The organism is Shewanella sp. 5_MG-2023, from assembly GCF_030547465.1.
Classification (GTDB): Bacteria; Pseudomonadota; Gammaproteobacteria; order Enterobacterales; family Shewanellaceae; genus Shewanella.
This window is the reverse complement of sequence record NZ_JAUORC010000011.1, coordinates 96,814-117,003: the sequence shown is the minus strand read 5'-3', so window position 1 is coordinate 117,003 and position 20,190 is coordinate 96,814. Positions and strand designations below refer to the sequence as shown.

The 20,190-nt window shown below is 41.0% G+C and carries 15 protein-coding genes and 2 pseudogenes; 6 read left to right on the top strand and 11 right to left on the bottom strand.

Going from position 1 to position 20,190, the window contains the following annotated elements; genetic code table 11:
* Positions 1 to 37 precede the first annotated feature (37 nt).
* Positions 38 to 3,814 carry a S8 family serine peptidase gene (locus tag Q4557_RS08405; RefSeq protein WP_303412055.1) on the bottom strand — a complete coding sequence of 1,259 codons (3,777 nt, stop codon included), beginning with the start codon at positions 3,812 to 3,814 and terminating at the stop codon, positions 38 to 40.
* 206 nt (positions 3,815 to 4,020) lie between these two features.
* Positions 4,021 to 6,105, bottom strand: coding sequence for a winged helix-turn-helix domain-containing protein (locus Q4557_RS08400; protein ID WP_102476928.1), 2,085 nt, complete (start codon positions 6,103 to 6,105; stop codon positions 4,021 to 4,023).
* A gap of 782 nt (positions 6,106 to 6,887) precedes the next feature.
* Between Q4557_RS08400 and metK the strand changes: the two genes are divergently transcribed.
* Positions 6,888 to 8,039 carry a methionine adenosyltransferase gene (metK, locus tag Q4557_RS08395; RefSeq protein ID WP_102439707.1) on the top strand — a complete coding sequence of 384 codons (1,152 nt, stop codon included), beginning with the start codon at positions 6,888 to 6,890 and terminating at the stop codon, positions 8,037 to 8,039.
* 142 nt (positions 8,040 to 8,181) lie between these two features.
* Here the strand turns inward: metK and Q4557_RS08390 are convergent.
* Positions 8,182 to 8,649 (bottom strand): annotated as a pseudogene (locus tag Q4557_RS08390) (flavin reductase family protein); the annotation flags it as partial.
* 450 nt (positions 8,650 to 9,099) lie between these two features.
* On the opposite strand from Q4557_RS08390, the gene Q4557_RS08385 reads away from it, so the two are divergent.
* Positions 9,100 to 9,690: a GNAT family N-acetyltransferase gene (locus Q4557_RS08385; RefSeq protein ID WP_157936101.1), complete on the top strand. Its 591-nt coding sequence runs from the start codon at positions 9,100 to 9,102 to the stop codon at positions 9,688 to 9,690.
* A 47-nt stretch (positions 9,691 to 9,737) separates the two neighbouring features.
* Here the strand turns inward: Q4557_RS08385 and Q4557_RS08380 are convergent, their stop codons facing one another.
* The 3 genes from Q4557_RS08380 to Q4557_RS08370 are packed head-to-tail and all read right to left on the bottom strand — an operon-like array spanning position 9,738 to position 10,920.
* Positions 9,738 to 10,103 carry a hypothetical protein gene (locus Q4557_RS08380; protein ID WP_102439710.1) on the bottom strand — a complete coding sequence of 122 codons (366 nt, stop codon included), beginning with the start codon at positions 10,101 to 10,103 and terminating at the stop codon, positions 9,738 to 9,740.
* 50 nt (positions 10,104 to 10,153) lie between these two features.
* Positions 10,154 to 10,696, bottom strand: coding sequence for a GNAT family N-acetyltransferase (locus tag Q4557_RS08375; RefSeq protein WP_102439711.1), 543 nt, complete (start codon positions 10,694 to 10,696; stop codon positions 10,154 to 10,156).
* The gene (locus Q4557_RS08370) at positions 10,693 to 10,920 is read right to left on the bottom strand and encodes a hypothetical protein (protein WP_102439712.1); all 228 of its coding nucleotides are present in this window, start codon (positions 10,918 to 10,920) and stop codon (positions 10,693 to 10,695) included. Before Q4557_RS08370 ends, Q4557_RS08375 begins: the two co-directional genes overlap by 4 nt.
* 193 nt (positions 10,921 to 11,113) lie before the next feature.
* On the opposite strand from Q4557_RS08370, the gene Q4557_RS08365 reads away from it, so the two are divergent.
* Complete coding sequence (locus Q4557_RS08365; RefSeq protein ID WP_303412048.1) at positions 11,114 to 11,530, top strand: META domain-containing protein; 417 nt, start codon at positions 11,114 to 11,116, stop codon at positions 11,528 to 11,530.
* A 71-nt stretch (positions 11,531 to 11,601) separates the two neighbouring features.
* Here Q4557_RS08365 and Q4557_RS08360 read toward each other — a convergent pair whose 3' ends face one another.
* Positions 11,602 to 12,939 carry a dicarboxylate/amino acid:cation symporter gene (locus Q4557_RS08360; RefSeq protein WP_102439714.1) on the bottom strand — a complete coding sequence of 446 codons (1,338 nt, stop codon included), beginning with the start codon at positions 12,937 to 12,939 and terminating at the stop codon, positions 11,602 to 11,604.
* A 196-nt stretch (positions 12,940 to 13,135) separates the two neighbouring features.
* A pseudogene (locus Q4557_RS08355) lies at positions 13,136 to 13,357 on the bottom strand (hypothetical protein); the annotation flags it as partial.
* A 275-nt stretch (positions 13,358 to 13,632) separates the two neighbouring features.
* On the opposite strand from Q4557_RS08355, the gene Q4557_RS08350 reads away from it, so the two are divergent.
* A complete protein-coding gene (locus tag Q4557_RS08350) occupies positions 13,633 to 14,088 on the top strand; it encodes a GNAT family N-acetyltransferase (protein WP_102439716.1) in 456 nt (151 codons plus the stop codon).
* Between the two features lie 90 nt (positions 14,089 to 14,178).
* On the opposite strand, the gene Q4557_RS08345 is transcribed toward Q4557_RS08350, so the two are convergent.
* From Q4557_RS08345 to Q4557_RS08335, 3 genes are all read right to left on the bottom strand, one after another.
* Positions 14,179 to 15,546 carry an L-serine ammonia-lyase gene (locus Q4557_RS08345; protein WP_303412043.1) on the bottom strand — a complete coding sequence of 456 codons (1,368 nt, stop codon included), beginning with the start codon at positions 15,544 to 15,546 and terminating at the stop codon, positions 14,179 to 14,181.
* A gap of 190 nt (positions 15,547 to 15,736) precedes the next feature.
* Positions 15,737 to 17,029, bottom strand: coding sequence for a serine/threonine transporter (locus Q4557_RS08340; protein ID WP_102439718.1), 1,293 nt, complete (start codon positions 17,027 to 17,029; stop codon positions 15,737 to 15,739).
* Between the two features lie 498 nt (positions 17,030 to 17,527).
* Entirely contained in the window at positions 17,528 to 18,301 is a 774-nt protein-coding gene (locus Q4557_RS08335) for a ribonuclease H family protein (protein ID WP_102439719.1), read from the bottom strand.
* Between the two features lie 102 nt (positions 18,302 to 18,403).
* On the opposite strand from Q4557_RS08335, the gene yjjX reads away from it, so the two are divergent.
* Both yjjX and Q4557_RS08325 read left to right on the top strand, forming a co-directional pair.
* Positions 18,404 to 18,961: an inosine/xanthosine triphosphatase gene (yjjX, locus tag Q4557_RS08330; RefSeq protein WP_303412042.1), complete on the top strand. Its 558-nt coding sequence runs from the start codon at positions 18,404 to 18,406 to the stop codon at positions 18,959 to 18,961.
* Positions 18,962 to 19,042: 81 nt separating this feature from the next.
* The gene (locus tag Q4557_RS08325; RefSeq protein ID WP_102439721.1) at positions 19,043 to 20,083 is read left to right on the top strand and encodes an NADP(H)-dependent aldo-keto reductase; all 1,041 of its coding nucleotides are present in this window, start codon (positions 19,043 to 19,045) and stop codon (positions 20,081 to 20,083) included.
* The last annotated feature ends 107 nt before the right edge of the window (positions 20,084 to 20,190 follow it).

Genomic DNA, 20,190 nt, shown 5'->3' with positions numbered 1-20,190 from the left:
TTCCCTACCAGGGTTAAACAAGCAAGTGTTTAGCCAGTTAGAAACGACGACGCAGTGCGATAAGACCTGCGAACAGCAGAGATAACATACCTAAGCTACCACCACTGTCTTTTTCATACGTTGACTCTACAGTTAACGTATGGCTCACTTCATTCACACCGTCAGAAGCCGTAACAGTTAGTTGATGACTACCTTCACTATCAAGTTCACCCGTGATTTGAGTGCCAGCGATAGCCAGTGCAGTAAAGCCTGAACCTTCAACTGTGTAGCTTAAGCTGTTACCTTCGACATCCATAAACAGTCCATCGATATCCATGGTAAAGCTTGCTGAATCGCCTTTTTTGAAGGTCAATTGAGGAGTCGGCATAGCAGCGGCAACGTCTTCATCAACTACTGGCGCAATATCATTCACGTCCGTGACCATCACCTTAATGCTTTCGGTTTCACCAACTGTGTTGCCTTTTTGAGCAAGGATTTTAAGTTCAAATTCTTGGTTGTTCTCAAAATCAAGCGCTGATGGATTAACCACGTATAACTCATGAGTTTCTTGGTCAATCGCAAAAGGCGTACCTGTAACTGAATTAACGATATGCAATTCAAGCGGCTCAAAGTCTGTTGAACCGTAAGTAAAGAAGCCCTGAGTATCCAGCTCAATCTTTCCTAAAACAGTATTCATTTCAGCGCCTTCTGCAACGCTAAAGACTTGGTTAGCCTGTGCTCTTGCAACAATAGAACCATCATCATCTACCATTGCGTTATAGCCAATTTGCATGAAGTCATCGTTTACACTAACAACCATGAAATCTTTCGGTGCAGGGATCTGGCCGATACCACCTAAATCAGATGCACCCACTGAAGCGATATAAACCTCTTCACCTGGTTGAGCAGTATAGGTTGGTGAAAACGCTAGCTCGCCAACTTCAGCATCTTGACCCATTGCCGCAAAACCAACATGAACAGAGCGGTCATTTGCTACATCGGTACACACATCCATGCCGGTAAACCAATCAAAGTAACAAGACTCTTCAACTGCATAATTACCACCTTTAATCGGGTTAAATTGTGCAATTGGTTCGTATTGTTCTTTACCTGTGTGGCGGTCGGTTTGAATATGGAAACCAAAGTTTTGGTCAAAATCTTCTACGCTATCAAGCTCGTGGTGATATAGGTCTTCAAGACAAACCTGAGAAACGATATTTTTGCCATTATTGGTAAAATACGTTGGTAGGGTAGATTCTTTCATACGACCATTTGGGTTGGTGTAGTCATAAGCAACGCTGTAATCAATTACATATGTCGCTGGTTGACCTTTGGCATTTAACGCAATACGTGGCTGGTTTACTTGCTGCGCTTCATCCCAAATGTAGCCATCTGAAAAACTCTCATTCCAACCATTTTCTAAAACAACCGATTCAAAAAATAGGTCATAAGCAAATAGCTGTGGGCCACGCTCTTGAAAGTTAGCCAGTGCCACATCTGCGCGGTCGAATAAGCTTACGGCAATATTTAGCTTCTTACCTGAAACCGTACACATGGCATCATCAAAAATAGCGCCACCAACAGCTTTGATTTTATGACCTTTAACATTTTCTAAATCAGGTCTAACGGTACGGTTTTGTAAAATTAACGGATAAGCTTGAAAGGTTGTTTCAGTCTTAGAATCATTAATGAATGAAGCCACATAACCTTGATAACTGCCATTACCAAACTCATCATCAGGGTATAATTCACGACCCCAAGCTAAGTGATTCCATTCTGTTTGGAAAGTGTCTGGGTTCCAACCTAGATAAGTCGGAAACTCAATCGCGTTTGGGCGTTTAGTAATCGAGGTGCTGTGACGCGCTTTTACCATCCAACCAAGGTTAAGCTCAGGCTTACCTTCAGACATTAAGCTAATGTAACCATTTAGCTCAGTTGCTTTTAAGTTAGCGTCAGTATGATCCGCAGTGCTCATCAACGGCCATTGTGGCAGTTTATTAGCATCAACTATCATAGACACAGGTATAACCACACTTGAATTAGCAGGGATATTCACTGATTCAGGCAAGTTAAGTGTTAATGCTTCATGGGCAGCTTTATCACCGACCATTTTAAACGATAAGCTGTAGGTCTGAGCGGTATCTGAGACATTGCGAACAGTGATATTCTTATGAACTGTTTTAGTATCTGCAATTTCATGCATACCAAATTGAACGTAAGGTTGATTTGAAGCGCTTTCCCAAGCCACTAAAGGCGAGCTGATTGCAGCATCTAAATCTTCAACACCATGACCAATAGAATAGATTTCAGCAGGGGTAATTTCATCACTTTCTAAAATACTATCGATATTAGCAGTGTTAGCTAAAACAGCTTTAATTTCAGCAGGACCAAAACCTGGGAACTGACTTTTAATCACCGCAGCAGCGGCAGCAATTCTTGCAGCACCTGCCATAGAGCCAGAGCGCATACCGTACTTAGCTGCAGTTTCATCTGCATTGGAAATATGTACCACTGGCTGATTGTCAGTGAAAGTGACAATTTCAGGCTTTAACGTTTGTGAGCCACGCACTGGGCCCATTGCAGCCCATTCAGGTACAACAAGTGTTTCACCATCGTCAGCATAGTTTACTGCACCAACAGTAATTGCCGAAGTCGCACTACCTTCAGCTGAAATCCAGTTACGGTGTTTAGCTTCAGCGTCACCATAAAGTGAGTACTCAGCTAAATCTCCAGCATGAGTGACGACAGTCATACCTTGAGCTGATACACGTTCAATCATCAATTGCAGTAAGCTTACCGAGGCATTACCATCGATATCAAAAAATGCACCCGCGCCAGAAGCCTCTAGTAATGCAATATCGATACGGTCACTAATATCACCATCTTGGTTAGGGTCAAGAGCATGCTCAAAGGCTTGAACAAGTTTATCTAATGAAGGTCCTGACGCCGTAATATAAGTAGGGTCCCAACTTGCGCCCGATACGTTATAGACTTTATAAGCATGAAGTGATGCACCAGGTGCAAGTTGATGCACGATACTCGCAAGCTCAGTCCCCATGCCTGTAGGGTATACCCAACCATCCCAAGACTCATAGCTTAGGTTTTGATCGATTGGGTTAGCGTCATTACCGTAGTTTTCGCTTGAAAAATCCCAACCACCTGCAACTACCGCTGTAGGGAAGCCGCTATATTCAATAGCGCCATTTTCTAAGGCTTCTAAATAACTGCCAGCCGGTGGAGGCGTTTCAGGGTCATTATTTTCGCCATAAACACCTGAACCACCAAATATTGGTAAAGTGTAATCAATACCGGTAGAAATGATTGCAACGCTAACACCAGCACCAGCCGATTCATTGCCAGTATATGGAGTCAGTAAGGCGACTTCTTCATCGGCCATTACCGTAGCATTTTGCTGAACAGACTGAGTCGCTTCAGTTTGCTTAACGCTGCTAGTATTGCTGGCACTGAAAATACGTTGCACTGCATCAAGCGCCTTAACTTGAGCAACTGAGCCGCTTTGCAGTTCAACATTGATTATATTCGCAACTAACCCTGAACGCGCTGTTAATATTGCCTGCGGATCAATGGCTTTAATTTGGTTGAATACTTGATCTTGTAATTTGCTAACTTCAGCAAGGCGTTGCGTGTAATCGCGTTTATCACCTTGGCGCTCGATAGCTGCGGCATTTGTTAAATATAGAGTATAGGTCGCGCGTTCTTGCTGCTGAGCGCTACCATATGCTGATACTGATTCGGTCTGAGCATTCGCATGTAGAGCACCCGACAGAATGGCGGTTGAGACGCATAATGCGAGCGTGCATTTATTAAATTTCATTTCCATTCCTTCACGTTATTTTTTGTTATTCGGCCTTTTTCAGGCTCTAACCAATTAATAACGTGCAAGGAACATTGTCACAACAACCTCAGATTCATTTAATACTCATATTTATATCTGCGCTTGTCTAGCTTATATCTTTTAATTATCTTTTTTATTTAAATACAGGCATTTAACTACGAAAAACATAATACTAACAACACTAGTTAGAGGCGATAACCAACAACATCGGCCTCGTTAGCAACCTTTAATGTTAACAATAAAGACTGTTCATCAGCGCTTGATAAACCAAAAAACTTGCGCACTGTATTCGCTGGAAATGACATCACAGTTTGTATCTCGCCAGCAGCATTGATTCGTTGGATCAGGTCTTGTTTTACTGTGCGTTCGACGAAATATACAAAGCCATCTTCATAGTAAAATGAGCCAAAATCATATTTAGCTAAACGATCGGTAATCTGGCTAACTTCATTAGTATTGGCATCAAAACGCCAAATACCATTTAAATTAAACTTCGACATATACAGTATATCTGGGGACTCACCTTCAACAGCATAATTCCCTTGGCCAAACTTAATTGGCTGTAATTTATCATCAAGTGAATAACGATAAATGCCACTACTCTCATTTTCAGTGCCTTTAAAATAGATAGCCTTGCCATCTTTAGACCAACTGATGTTTTCGGCTGCAAGATCGCCAATATCAACTCTTTCAAATAGTTCCGACTGAATATTACCTAAATATAAGGTTTGTTTATCATTACGGTTGATGGTGACGGCAAACATCTCACTGGTGGGCGATACCCCCACGACCCCTGCATTCCCCATGCTTTTAGTCAGGTTTTTACTAGTGACTTGGTTATTTTTCCAGGTGGACCACAATTTTGAACGATTTGACAAAAATAAAATATCACCAGTCTTTTTTGAATAACGGGCATACATGTCTCGTGAAGATGAGGAGATTTTTCGCAGTACTTTTTGGTTTTGATAGCTCAGTTGTGCAATATACTCTTTTGAAATGTGCTCGCTAATAAATAGCGTCTCGGTCACATCGGAATAAGTGACGCTACTGATTAAGCCAGTAAATGGAATGGTATGCTGAACATTACCTAACAGATCAATTTTAGAAATCACTAAATTTGATCCTTCAATATGATTCACATAAAAGCTGTCATTTTGATAACTAAAGTCATAGTCAATAATACTGACACTATTCGCTATTAAATCAACAACATCACTTTCACCACGTTTTAATAGCAGGCTCATTTGAAGTGATGAACTTTTTTCTCTGATAAACGCAATTTCATCATTATTGGTCAATTGATGAGGCGAAAAGTCTACCTCGTTTTTACCGGGCTTGGTTAATTGTGTACTTTGCTTTGTCGACATCGAATATGAAAACAAAGCCACTCTATCAGTTAATTGCTTCGCAAAAATAAGTGTATCTTCATCATTTTTTGACCAGCTCAGTACTCGTTTAAATGGCAAATAAAAGCAGCCCTCAGTCACAAGATCATCGGTATTTTGCTGTAAATGCCTTACTCTTACTTGGCAAACACCACTAGCTAAAACTCGCACGTAAGCCAGTTTTTGATCGGACGGCGACCAAGCGGGAGAAGCTTCTTCACTATCGACAAACGAAATTAATTTCAGTGGCGAGTCATTGTTATTAAGCTCTTTAATATAAATTTTGCCCGGTTGCTGACCATTACGCCATTGCATCGCAAGGTATTTGCCATCATTGGACACGGCAATATGCTCTTCAACCCCTTCAAAATTGGTCACTTTACTTTTTATTGGTGACGCCAAAGCGGCTGCGGCTTCAGGCTCTGTAAAAGATTTGATAAATTGATAAGCGGAATAACTGAGTAGTATCACAAATGCGAGCACAAAAACTGCCAACACGGTATGTTTACGGCCTGCCTTTTTGTGAGTGATATCTGAAAGACTCGTCTCCTCATTAGCTGAAGAAATTAATGAAATCGGTAACACTAATTGGTAACCAAGTTTTGGTAATGTCAGCAGTAAATCAGCTTCAATATGTAAATCTTTAAAGGATTTTCGTATTAGCCATACTGAATTAGTGAAACCTTTTTCACCAACAGCTTGGTTACCATCCCAGATGGTATCAATTGCTGTTTGGCGAGAAACAATATGATCTGGACTATCAATAAACAGTTTCAGCAACTCAAACACTTTAGCCGACAACTTAATTGTCTTATCACCACAGCTTAAGGTCATTATGCTGCAATCTAACGTACACGGCCCTATTTGATACTGAAGTAATGCCATCAAGTCTCACCTAGTAATTTGTTATTATTATTATTTTCACTAGTCATCATAAATATAAATCAAATAAAAACCATTCTACGCACAAGTTGTTTGATACAAAATTAATTAAGCCACTGTTAATAAAGGAATTGACCAGTGTTACAACTTGTATCGAAATATAAACAGTCACTTTATATAAATAAATATTATGAGTTATAGCTTGGTAGTATACAAAATAGCGTACCAGCTAACAATTACGTTTACATTTATTTAACAAGCGATTTGTGTTGATATTAGCGCTTTTTTTAGTGATAAATGCTAAAGGCACAGCAGCATTATTTAAAATACAACTTACTTGTCTGATTTTATTCAATAAAGACACGAGGTTAACCACAGTATTTTTTCAGAGCTTAGCCTCTCTTAAGGCTTATCAAACTCTGTATAGGTACAATAAAGTGGAATCTTGCTGGTTTACATAAGGCTTAATGACCATATTTCTAGTAAGTCAATAAGGGGGCCTCTATTGATAAGCCCAAATCCACTGGCTAAATAAATTGTTTAATTTAGCATACAGCCTTAAAAAATATCACCACAAAAAACACATTAAACTAATACAATCATAAAGATAAGCACAACTAATTCCTAAACAAGCTTTTAGGTTGAATTTAATTATTTGCGGCATTGCACAATTTTTGACTTATTATCGTATTGGGGGGTGTTATCATTTTTAAATTCGACTAAAATAGACGTCTAGATGTAGATACCTCTACACGTTCAAATTCAAAAAGACGAGATTTCCCATTATGGCAAACCACTTGTTCACCTCTGAGTCGGTCTCAGAAGGTCATCCAGATAAAATCGCTGATCAGATTTCTGATGCAGTATTAGACGCAATTTTAGAGCAAGACCCTAAAGCGCGTGTTGCTTGTGAAACTTACGTAAAAACAGGCATGGTATTAGTCGGTGGTGAAGTCACAACTTCTGCATGGGTTGATATCGAAGAAATCACGCGTAAAACAGTGCGTGAAATTGGTTACACCCATTCTGATATGGGTTTTGATGCTGATTCTTGCGCCATTTTAAATGCCATTGGTAAGCAGTCTCCTGATATCAACCAAGGTGTTGACCGCAGTGATCCTGCAGAACAAGGCGCTGGTGACCAAGGTTTAATGTTTGGTTATGCCAGCAACGAAACTGACGTATTAATGCCTGCTCCTATTACTTACGCTCACAAACTTGTGAAACGTCAATCTGAAGTACGTAAAGATGGCACCTTACCTTGGCTTCGCCCAGATGCAAAAAGCCAAGTTACCTTTGCTTATGATGAAGGTAAAATTGTTGGTATCGATGCAATCGTTCTATCAACTCAACATCGTGAAGATGTTAGTCAGGAAGACTTAATCGAAGGCGTAATGGAAACCATCATTAAGCCAGTTTTACCATCACAGTGGTTAAACAAAGATACTAAGTACTTCATCAACCCAACTGGCCGTTTTGTTATTGGTGGCCCTGTAGGTGACTGTGGTTTAACCGGTCGTAAAATCATCGTTGATACCTATGGCGGCATGGCGCGTCATGGTGGTGGTGCTTTCTCAGGTAAAGACCCATCAAAAGTTGACCGTAGTGCTGCATACGCAGCACGTTATGTAGCGAAGAACATCGTCGCTGCAGGTCTTGCAGATCGTTGTGAAATCCAAGTTTCTTATGCAATCGGTGTAGCAGAGCCTACCTCAATTAGCATCGAAACATTTGGTACCGGTAAAGTATCAGAAGACGTATTAATTAAGTTAGTTCGTCAACACTTCGAACTGCGCCCTTACGGCCTAACAGCGATGTTGGATTTGGCTCGCCCAATTTACCAACAAACTGCTGCTTATGGTCACTTCGGCCGTAACGAATTCCCATGGGAAGCGACTGATAAAGCTGAAATCTTACGTGCTGATGCCGGTCTATAATTAGCCCTCATTACAGTATGTAAAACTAAAAAAACCGTCAATTGACGGTTTTTTTATATCTATAATTTGCTGATTGATTCAACTTGGACTATTTCGCTATAGTTTTATTTCGCTACAGTTCTGCAGAGCACATAAACTGTCACTACTTACGAGTAAGCTTAACCTTCTCTCTGGTTAAGCAGTAATCACTGCCGGCCATTCTTCCTATGGCATCTAATTTGTCACTATCGATTCTAAAATCCTCAATGATGTCATCTTTAACATGAATAGCGACGACATTACCTAATATTAAATGGCCTGATAACGGTTCATTGCCCAAATCAATAATCTGATTAAGCTGGCACTCAAAGCTAATTAGCGCTTGCTTAACGAGACTCGGCTTAACTATAGATGCTGGGGCTTTTTCAATGTTGGCATACTCAAATTCATCTATATCCGCAGGAATATGATGGCAAGTTTCATTCATCACCGCTAAATCAGGATAGCTCACTGTATTGATGACAAATTCACCCTGTTGGCGAATATTAGTTAACGTATCCTTTTCCTGACCATCATCCATGCCCATAGGGTTGAAACACAGCACTGGCGGGTTAGCGCTGGCCACAGTAAAAAACGAAAAGGTGCTAAATTGGCCACCCCATCAACAGAAATAGTGGAAACCCATGCGATGGGTCTAGGCGTTACTCCACCAATCAATAACTTATATATTTGTTGCTTACTTAACTGTTGTGGCGACAATAACATTAGGCTCTCGCAAATATTCTTAATAGGGTAAATCACATTCAACTTTAACAGTACTATGTCAGGTATGTACGCTGTATAGGTTTTAAAAATATGTTAACCCAACACATTTTGATCGGTTAAAGATGAAACTCCTTTGCAAGATATCAAACCGCTGTTCAGAATGACAATTGCTCAATTCTAACAAGGGAGTAATGAAGCGAGTCTTTTCTATCTAAGCCATCAATTAAACATTAAAATTGTGCCATCCAATAACAAAAGAATGAGCTTTCACCTTTCAGAACTTTATCGCTCTACATACTCAATAGGTAAAAATTTAATGCGTAAAACCCAATGGTTATTTGATGATGTCACTCAATTCAAAACGTCAATAGCACCAGCGATGACAGCCGGGCAACAAAAGTGCTGGTCAATGCTGAAACAGTTTTACAAACAACAGATGCCTTATTCAAAGCCAACAATGAAAGAAGATATAGCGGTGATCATGGCTCAAGATACTCAGTTACAGCAGTCGAATATTGATAAAGAAATGAATGAACCTGTTAATACAGTTTCTAGTGCCGCTATTGCTAAAGGAAAGAGTCGCAATAATCCTGACAATAGTATTATTGCGGTAGTAAGAATAAAGCCCATTGGCCAATATCAGTTGGTAACCGGCCTTGTCGTTGCTAGTGAGTATAGAGGCGGTGGACTTGCCCATACATTGCTAGCATTCATTGCTGAAAAACTAAAATGCGAGCAATGTTTTGTATTTTCCTTACCCCATTTAACCCAACTTTATCAAGAGCATGGCTTCAATGAGGTAAAACTGGCGACAAATGATATTCAACAACTTTATCTAAAACATCATTCACCACAAAAACCATTGGTGCTAATGCAGCTGCAGACTCAACTTTCTTCTAGAAAATAGTTTAAAAGCAACCGCTTGTTAAAAACTTCGCGTTAATAATCGTTTCGTTAACAGTGATCAAAATGCGCAGTTTCGACACACATAAAGGAAATCTGCTGTAATGATAAAACTGGTACATTCATCACTCGACCATTGTCAGTATCAAGTAGGTGATTGTCAGTACTCAGCACAATTTGCTCTTGATAACCATTTGAACGCCCGCATAAAATCCATTGGTCTTGCCATTTTACTGCATATATTGACTGAGCATTCCCGCTGGTTGTCGGCTGCTTATTAAGCTCAAATGCTTCACAATCCAAATCATTAGCCGCAAGCACACCCACTACAATTTTTAAATTCTCGAATGCTGATAGTCTTAACGACAAATAAGATGCAAATAACTCATTAAACAGCTGAGTTGTATTTTGTTCCATAGTGACCTCTTAAACCTCATCTTGATGTCTTTTTCGATGAGAGTACGATACTAATTAGCTAACACCAGTAAATAATAATCACGCTGCTGAAAGCCAAAATAATCGACCACTTCCATCGATGCCTTACGGGTATGTGCGGCAAAAGATAATGCATTATCTTCAGCAATGAAGGTGACCATATAAGGTAGCTTTTTGCCTACATGCCTTGCTAACTGACTAACCAGTTGTTCAAAAATACCTTGGCCGCGATGATTACTATGGATCCAAATAGGACCATATTGGCAACTGTTACTCTCAGATAAACGGCTATAACCCATTTCGATACTGGGTAAGCGCTTTAATATCGCTTGATAGATAGACCAAGATTTAAATAGGGACCAAGGGCCAGCAATAACATAACCAATAATCTTGCTATCGCAGCAAGCCAGCATTATCCAGCCTTGATTAATTAAGCTGGTAATTTGCGGCTCCGAAAAGTGTTGCCCTGCCATCCCCTGTCCATTTGCCCCTAGCTCATCATGCATATGAGTTAGCTCAAGCTGAGCAATTTCAGCGGCATCATCTCGTTGGGCTAATCGATAACTAACTTTCATTTATCTTGCTCATCATCAGTTGAGTTTACGGCTTGTTTTTGCGCCCAACTAAAAACCAGGGCTACCGGATAAGGCGCCATGATGACAAACCCAAGCCCAATTAAACACGCCACGACTAACATGCCAGAGACTTGACTAGCCACTTCAGTGAATAAATACAAACCAGCGCCGACGGCGACAAAAATCAATCCAACTGCATGCAAAATTTTAAAAATGTTACTCATTAAACTCACTCTTTTTGGCTAATAGCCTTATTGTATCGCCTTATCGGGCAGATTCGGCTGATTTAACATTTATTGATTAAATAAGGCGGTAATAAAATCAGTAAATTATCATTAATTATTATTCAAGATGAAAAAATCAATGTGACTCAGTATATACTATGGCTATTAACGACCCTATTTGGAAATGCCTCTCATGTTCAAACCTCTCCTCGGCGCGTGTTGTATTATTTTTGGACTCAGTGCTTGTCAAAGTGCGCCGCCTCCAGTTGAACAAGTCAATCTACTTGGCAGTTGGCATATTGAAACCGCGCTATCAAATCCTGTGATTGATAATAGCCCTGCACAAATTACCTTTGCTGAAGAAGGTAAATTATCTGGCAACAACAGCTGTAACCGCTTCTTTGGTGATTATAGCCAGCAACAAGATAAGCTAAGCTTAACGCCTGCAGGCACTACCAGAATGGCCTGTGTTGAAGTATTGATGCAGCAAGAGCAAAGTATTATGAAAGCAATGACGTTAGTCACCAATATCAAACAAGCGAAATCGGGTAAGCTATTACTAAAATCTCAAGATGGCGCCACCTTATTGGTATTGGCTAACCAAGATTAGCTTGCGATTAAACAAAAAAAGAGTGAAGCCATGGCTTCACTCTTTTTGTATCAATCGCTCACAGCATGATGCTAGCTAGGTATTTTTACCTGTGACTCAGTTTGTTGTAATTCAGTTTCTGCCTGCTGCACAATCATCGCAGACTGCTCCATATCCGCATTATAATGCTCAACATCAAGTTCATCTTCAGAGCGAGCAATCATAGTCGTTGCCACTAAGTCTCCTGAAACGTTAACCACTGTTCGCGCCATATCTAATATTCGGTCGATACCGGCAATAATTGCCACACCTTCAAGTGGTAAGCCTACCGTTGTTAACACCAAGGTCAACATCACTAAACCAGCGCCAGGCACACCCGCAGTGCCAATTGAGGCTAAAGTCGCGGTAAGAATAATCGTTATGTATTCAACCCAAGTTAAATCCACCCCAAATGCCTGAGCAACAAATAACGCAGTCACGCCCTGATAAAGCGCTGTGCCATCCATATTAATGGTGGTTCCCAGTGGCAATACAAAGCTTGAAATCTTTTTATTCACACCTAAGTTTTCACTGGCACACTTCATGCTCGCAGGCAGGGTTCCTGCTGAACTTGAAGTGGTAAATGCCACCGCCATCGCATTAGCAATGCCTTTAAAAAACTGCAGCGGATTGAGTTTGCCAAACACAGTTAATACTAAGCTGTAAAAACCAAGAATATGTAATGCACACCCCAAATAAACCGCTACAATGACTTTAATTAGCGGCAACAACATCTCTAAGCCATACTCACCTGCAACCCAAGCCATCAGGCCAAACACGCCATAAGGTGCTAACTTCATCACCATGTCAGTCAGCTTGTACATGGCTTCTGCTAAGCTTTCAAATAGCTTAATCGCAGGCTTGCCACGCTCGCCGATTAACACCAGTGAAATACCTAATGCCACAGCAAATACAATTACCTGCAGAATTTGACCACTGGCTAGTGCCGCGACAGGGTTAGTCGGCACAATATTAATCAAGGTATCCATTAAGCTTGGCGCTTGCTTTACATCGGCTGCAGCTGCTGCCCCTTTAAGACCAAGACCTGCACCAGGCTGCATGATATAACCGACAAGCAGGCCAATACTGATAGCAATCGAAGTGGTACCTAAATAAAAGGCAAAAGACTTAAAGCCAATTCGGCCCATTTTCGCCGTATCCTGCATCGAGGTCACACCAACAATGAGCGAGCAAAATACCAAAGGAATAATTAACATTTTGATGGTATTTACAAACAAAGTACCAATGGGTTTTAAATAGTTGGCATCTTCACCTAGGCTTACCCCAGTAATAATACCTAGCACCATACCTATGAGGATTTGTAACCACAAAGGAACTGACATCCAGCGAGACCAGGCCCGACCAAGAAGTGAAGGAGCATGTTTTGACATGATTTAAAACCCTGTAAAATTGATAGTTGAGTAATTAAGTACGCTGCTTATGATATGACTAACGAATGCACCGCTAAAGGTGGCATATATCACGATAAAAATCGGCGACGCATACTAGCATGACACCTCAACTACATTAGATGATCTAGGTCACCTTATAAGGTCTATACACTATAAATTACAGGGTTTAAGCGCATTAAGCTTCAAAAACAGTTTCAGCCTCATCAGTACCGACCTTTAGAGTATAAAGTGCTGCCGGAGGTCGCTCCCTTTCAATTAAGTAACTCCAGTAATCATCATCAAATCCCGCGAGAAAATTATTGCCCTCGCCACGTGATTTTAAGATTAACCACCACCAGACCATGCCCCAACAGCCAAAGGTGACTATGGTGAGCAAAAAATGCAACAAATGATTAATCGAAGGCTGTGTAAGCGATCTGACTGTAGTAGCATGAGCTAAGTGAATCCTATTAGGGTGGCTAAAATATCGCCTAACCCTAAATTGATAGCGTCGGTAAATCGATGAGCTGACAGCTTTATTAGCCTGAACCGTAGAATTTAATCCTGATTGACATTGAGCATGTGGCTTTGCCATAACTGCCCCCAAAAACAAAACAAGTATAATTATTAAGCATAGCAGCTTAGACTTTAGTCGAATAAAAATTAGCACTATTTTTATATCAAGGAGCCACAATGAAAATAAGAAAAGGCCAACTATCAGATTTATCAGCATTAGTTGAATTTAACCAAGCCATGGCAATGGAAACTGAGCAGCTTCACTTGGATAATGAACAGCTCACTAAAGGGGTGAGCACTATGCTAAGCAGCCCAGAAAAAGGCTTTTATTTAGTGGCTGAGATAGATGGTGACATCGTGGGTTCATTAATGGTCACCCTTGAATGGAGTGATTGGCGCGCAACTAACTATTGCTGGATCCAAAGTGTGTATATACGCCCGCAAAACCGCCGCCAAGGAATATATGGCAAACTTTATCAGCAAGTTAAAGCAATGGCTGAGGACATGGGTGGCGCGGCCAGTTTCAGATTATATGTAGAGCATGATAATCATGCCGCTCAGCAAACCTATAAGGCACTCGGCATGGAGCAAAGCCATTATTTGATGTTTGAACAGCTTCCAGAAGCTCACTAATCAGCGTCAACTATCAAAAAATCTCAATAAAAAAGGCTTTCAAATGAAAGCCTTTTTTATTGAGTTCAAGCTGTTATCTCAAACTAAAAATTAAGCACAAAGGTTAGTCACTTTAATGGCTAAGCCACCCTGACTGGTTTCACGGTATTTAGAGTGCATGTCTTTGCCAGTCTCATACATAGTCGCGATCACTTTATCTAAGCTTACTCTAGGCTCTGAATTACGACGAAGCGCCATACGTGAGGCATTAATCGCTTTAACCGATGCTATGGCATTACGCTCAATACAAGGCACCTGCACTTGACCTGCGACTGGATCGCAAGTTAAGCCAAGGTTATGCTCCATGCCAATTTCAGCCGCCATACACACTTGTGAAGGTGAGCCGCCCATTAACTCAGCTAAGCCCGCCGCCGCCATAGAACACGCCACACCCACTTCACCCTGACAGCCCACTTCAGCACCAGAGATTGACGCATTACGTTTATAAAGCGAGCCGACTGCCGCTGCTGCTAAAAAATAACGACTGCATTCTTTAGGGCCAACCTTTTGAATAAACTTATTATAGTAAGCTAATACCGCAGGAATAATCCCAGCAGCGCCATTGGTTGGTGACGTCACCACGCGGCCACCAGCAGCATTTTCTTCGCTCACAGCTAAGGCAAATAAGTTAACCCAATCAATTATTTCCATTGGATCATTACTTAAACGCTCACAGCGTAATAACTCACGATGTAACGCTGGCGCTCGACGTGACACTTTTAGCGGCCCCGCTAACACCCCTTCAGTATGACAGCCCTTTTCAATGGCGTTTTGCATGGTTTTCCATACTAAACTAAAGCCAGTGTACATCTCTTCTTCAGTGCGAAAACACAGCTCATTTTGCTTCATCAAACCGCTGATGCTTAAACCTGACTCTTTGCAGTGCGCCATGAGTTCATCAGCAAAATTAAAGTGATAAGGTACTTTTACCCCATTAGAGTGTATTTGATTAAACTCAGCTTCATCAACAATAAAGCCACCACCGATTGAATAGTAGGTATTTGAGTAAACACGCTCATCACCAATCCAAGCATGCAACTTCATCGCATTTTCATGTAATGGCAGCGTTTCAGGATGAAACACTAATGCATCAGTAGGGAACGCCACATGATGAATCGCATCACCAATGATAATTTCTTCGGTTTTAGCCACTTGAGCAATGAAATGTTCAATAGCTTCAATATCCACAGTTTCAGGCTCATTACCGGCTAAACCCATAATAATAGCGATATCAGTATGATGACCCTTTCCCGTTAGTGAAAGAGAACCATAAACATCCACGGTAAATTTAGTAATTTGTGTTAGCTGCCCTTGTTCAATTAAATCATCAACAAACCGATTAGCCGCTTTCATTGGGCCTACGGTATGCGAGCTTGATGGCCCAATACCAATCTTAAAGATTTCAAATGCACTAAACATAGATGTACCTCAACACTTTTGTATCTAAGCGCGCGGTTTTGGCTATCATGTCAAATCAACATCGATTGTAGTTAATCAGTTGAGTTAACTTAATTCACTTGGACCAAAACAACACACTAAAACAGCAAAGATAAAACAGAAAAGAGGAGCATCAAAGATACTCCTCTACTACAGCAAAACTTGAATTAATTTAGCTCATTAAGCCAAATAGAATCGCTGTCATAGCCAGTAAACCAGCAATAACCACAAACACATTACTAATGCGGCCACGGTAAGCTTTTAGCGCAGGTACTTTATGGACAGCATACATAGGCATTAGATAAAGGATTGCAGCAATAATCGGACCGCCCAACGCTTCAATCATGCCTAAAATGCTTGGGTTAATAACCGCAACAATCCAGATGCTGAAGAACATGAAAGCCAAAATGAATTTATTTAGCTTAGCCTCTGATACTTCTTTATTACTGCTACGTAATTGCTTAGTGATCATGCCTTTTAAACCTTCAGTCGCCCCTAAGTAGTGGCCAAAGAAAGAAGAAATAATCGCAATAAACGCAATAATAGGGCCAAAGTAGCTCACAAAACCACTTGAGTGAACATTGGCTAAGTAAGACAAAATAGCTAAGTTTTCACTCTTTGCTTCAGCAAGTTGCGCTGGGCTTAATGATAAAACACAAGAGAACACGAACAGCATCACGAAGCCTACAAGCATCATTGAGGTGTTACGTAAAATCACATCTGCTTTTTTAGCTGCATTGTTGCCATGCTCACGCTTAAGTGACACAGAGAATTGTGAAATTGCAGGAGAATGGTTAAAAGCAAAGATCAATACTGGAATAGTTAACCAAACAGTACCAAAAAACTCACCTGCCGATGGCACCACTTGCAAAGCATCCATTTTCCAGTCAGGAATTAAGTAAAATGACATAAATGCCAAAATCGCAACCAGTGGGTAGACTAAAAATTGCGTCACTTTCAGCATGAATTTTTCACCCGCAACCATCACTGACATCATGCCAATAATAAGTAATGCCGATAATAAAAAACGTGGCGGTGAGGCAAAGCCAAGCTGGTGAACAATAAAGCTATCAACTGTGTTAGTAATACCAACACCATAGATAAGCACAATAGGAAAAATAGCAAAGAAGTATAACAGCGTGATCGCTTTACCCGCATTAACGCCAAAGTGCTCTTCTACCACTTGAGTAATATCACTACCCGGATTCTTAGAAGAGCACACAAAGCGAGATAAACCGCGATGAGCAAGGTAAGTCATAGGTCCAATAAAAACGGCCATCATGACTAAAGGCCAAAAACCGCCCATACCCGCGTTAATAGGTAAAAACAAAATACCGGCGCCAACAGCGGTGCCAAATAGACTTAACATCCAAGTGGTATCTTGACGACTCCAGCCTTTAACTTGAGTTTGCTCACCTTGAGTTGCTACAGCAACATCCTGCGCACTGATTGAATCTCTTTGCATGGAATAACCTTTGAGGTAACTAATTTGGCGCGGAGAATACAGTGTTCTTATTTGAGAATAGTGACCTAGTTCATTTTTTTGATCCCACACAGCAATAAGAGAGGCGCAATGTGCGCATGATCAAATATTAACTTGGTTACTAATACAGCTTCATTAACAACAATTAATTTAATTGCCAACATTAGATACAAATGTTCAACTGCGAATGTACTGCAAAGTCACAAGCCAAAGGGGTTTAAACACTAATAACCTAGTGAATACTTGACTATTTCAATCAAGTAACTCAAGGTTTTTCGATGATAAAATAGCCTTATCACTGTCGAAAGGGAAACGAGAAGGTTAGCTTGAAATAGAAGATTAGCTTGAAAAAGAAAGTTAGCTGGAAATAGATAAGTAAGCTAAAAGCAAAGTTAATATTCACCCAGCAAAGCGTCGAATTTACATTTTTACAGCGGTAAATTCGACTCAACTGAAGTTATATACGATATAACAATATCGCTAGCCCGTTCTTAAACTTAATATGGCGGCGACATCCAGCGCCTTGTCATATTTGACAAACCCAGTCAGTTTTTGATCAATGGCATAAATCGACATACGGTCGGCCAATTCATTGCCTTCAATCCCCACATGAGCGGCAACGTGTTCAATCTCCATATCATCTTTAATGGCATCATAAAGTTCATGAGCCTGCTTAATGACTTCAAGATTGGCGATATCACCGGCAGTCTTGCGTTTCCAGCCTTTTGACTTCCAGCCATAAGCCCAATTAGTGATGCAATTAATCGAATATTGGGAGTCACTGAGTATTTTAACCGTTTGATTAGCCTTAATGGCCTTTTGTGCCACTAATATCGCTTGATAAAGCGCATTCAATTCGGCGCTATTATTGGTGCCATTGGGATTATATAAACCAAACCACAACTCAGCGACTGCGCCATTACGGTAAATCGCCATGCCTGAGCCCGCTTTACCAGGGTTGGGCTCACAGCCGCCATCAGTGAATATCATCACCTCATGAGTGGATAAATCAATCTTAGCTTTGCTGGTCGATGTTGTTTTAGTCGCAGTGCTAGCTTTACTTTTCGCGCTAAAAGCCGCTTTACCTATACTTTTACTTGCCGATGCGCCAAATGCCGCTTTAGCCTCTGCTTCAGTCGGGAAAGATTTGTATTTTGCTTGGGGAAATTTATCCACCTGCTTCTTGGTATAATCCCAACTGGTAAAAATGCCGGTCTCACGCCCTGCCCAAACCACATAAAACTTCTTCGCCATAATGACTTCTCTATAAAATCGCTTAAGATACTCAATGCGCACCAGTTTAGCGTATGACGTAGCAAAATCACCAACTGTTCAGTAAAACTTGGATACTAATTTATGCCTCAAGCACCATTAACGATTATTGTCGGCTCAAATAACCCCGTAAAAATCAATGCCGCCAAAGTGGCCATCAGTCAGTATTTTCCTGATCGTAAAATCAATTGCAGCGGCATGCATGCGCCCTCGTTAGTGGCCGAACAACCCATGACAGATGCAGAAACCAAATTAGGGGCCATTAATCGCGCCCAGTTTTGCCAGTCGCAATACCAATCAAATGCCCAAGAAGCTGACTTTTTTATCGCGATGGAAGGCGGTGTTGATAATTTTGACCATGGCCCTGCGACATTTGCTTATATGGCCATCATTCATAAGCAACAACTATCAGTTGGTCGCAGCGCGCTACTGCCATTACCCACTCAAGTTTACCAAGCGCTAGAGCAAGGTGAAGAGCTGGGCCATGTAATGGATAAACTCTTTAATACCCACAACATTAAGCAAAAAGGCGGCGCAATTGGATTACTCACTCACGGCTTAGCAACCCGCGAAAGCATTTACACCCAAGCGATTATTTTAGCGATGGCGCCTTTTATGAATGCTGAATTTTTCAACAATTAGTTTACCCATAGGAATAAGTTACTTTGTTTTATGGATAAAGATTGCTAACTTCGAAGTAACTCGTTTCCATAGGAGAATTAAATGGAATATCAACGCATAGCGCATTCTAGCCTTGATGTTAGCAAGATTTGTCTTGGTACCATGACATGGGGCGAACAAAATACCCAAGCCCAAGCTTTTGCACAAATGGATTACGCCATTGGTCGTGGAATTAACTTTATTGATACCGCTGAAATGTATCCTGTGCCACCCAGTGCTGACACCCAAGGTGAAACTGAGCGCATTATTGGTCACTACCTTAAACAAAGAGGTAATCGCGATAATTTAGTCATTGCATCAAAAGTGTCAGCCGCAGGCCCTAAAAGTGATTTTGTTAGACCAAACATGGCCTTAGATTGGGTCAACATCCACCAAGCAGTTGATGCATCACTTGAACGATTACAGGTTGATACCATCGACTTATATCAGCTGCACTGGCCTGATAGACACTGTAATTACTTCGGTGAGCTACTTTACGACCAACTGGATGATGAACATCAAACCCCTATTTTAGAAACCTTAGAAGCATTAGCTGAAGTCATCCGCCAAGGAAAAGTGCGCTATATCGGCGTGTCCAATGAAACCCCTTGGGGCTTAATGCAATACCTTCGATTAGCTGAAAAGCATGGCTTACCCCGCATCGTCAGTGTGCAAAATCCTTATAGTTTGCTTAATCGCAGCTTTGAGGTGGGCATGTCTGAAATCAGCCACCGTGAAGAATTGCCTTTGCTGGCCTACTCACCTTTAGCTTTTGGCGCATTAACAGGTAAATATGAAAATAATCAGTGGCCTGAAAACGCCAGATTAACGTTATTTAAGCGCTTTGCCCGCTATAACAGCACAGCAATGGCAATTGAAGCTACTCAAGCTTATGTGGATTTAGCCCGTGAGTTTGGTTTGTCGCCAACCCAAATGGCCTTAGCCTTTGTTAATTCAAGACGCTTTGTCGCTTCAAACATTATTGGCGCTACCAATCTTGAACAGTTAAAAGAAAATATCGATAGCCTTGATGTTAGTTTGTCCGCAGAGCTTATTGGCCGCATCAACGAGCTGTCTAACCTTTATCGCTTGCCTTGCCCATAACAAGTGTGAATAACAGGGGTTAATAAGACCTTTTGCCAATCAGCATATTGATGCTTGCAATAAGCGCTACAATCTATGAAGATCGTAGCGCTTTTCTTATGCTGAAG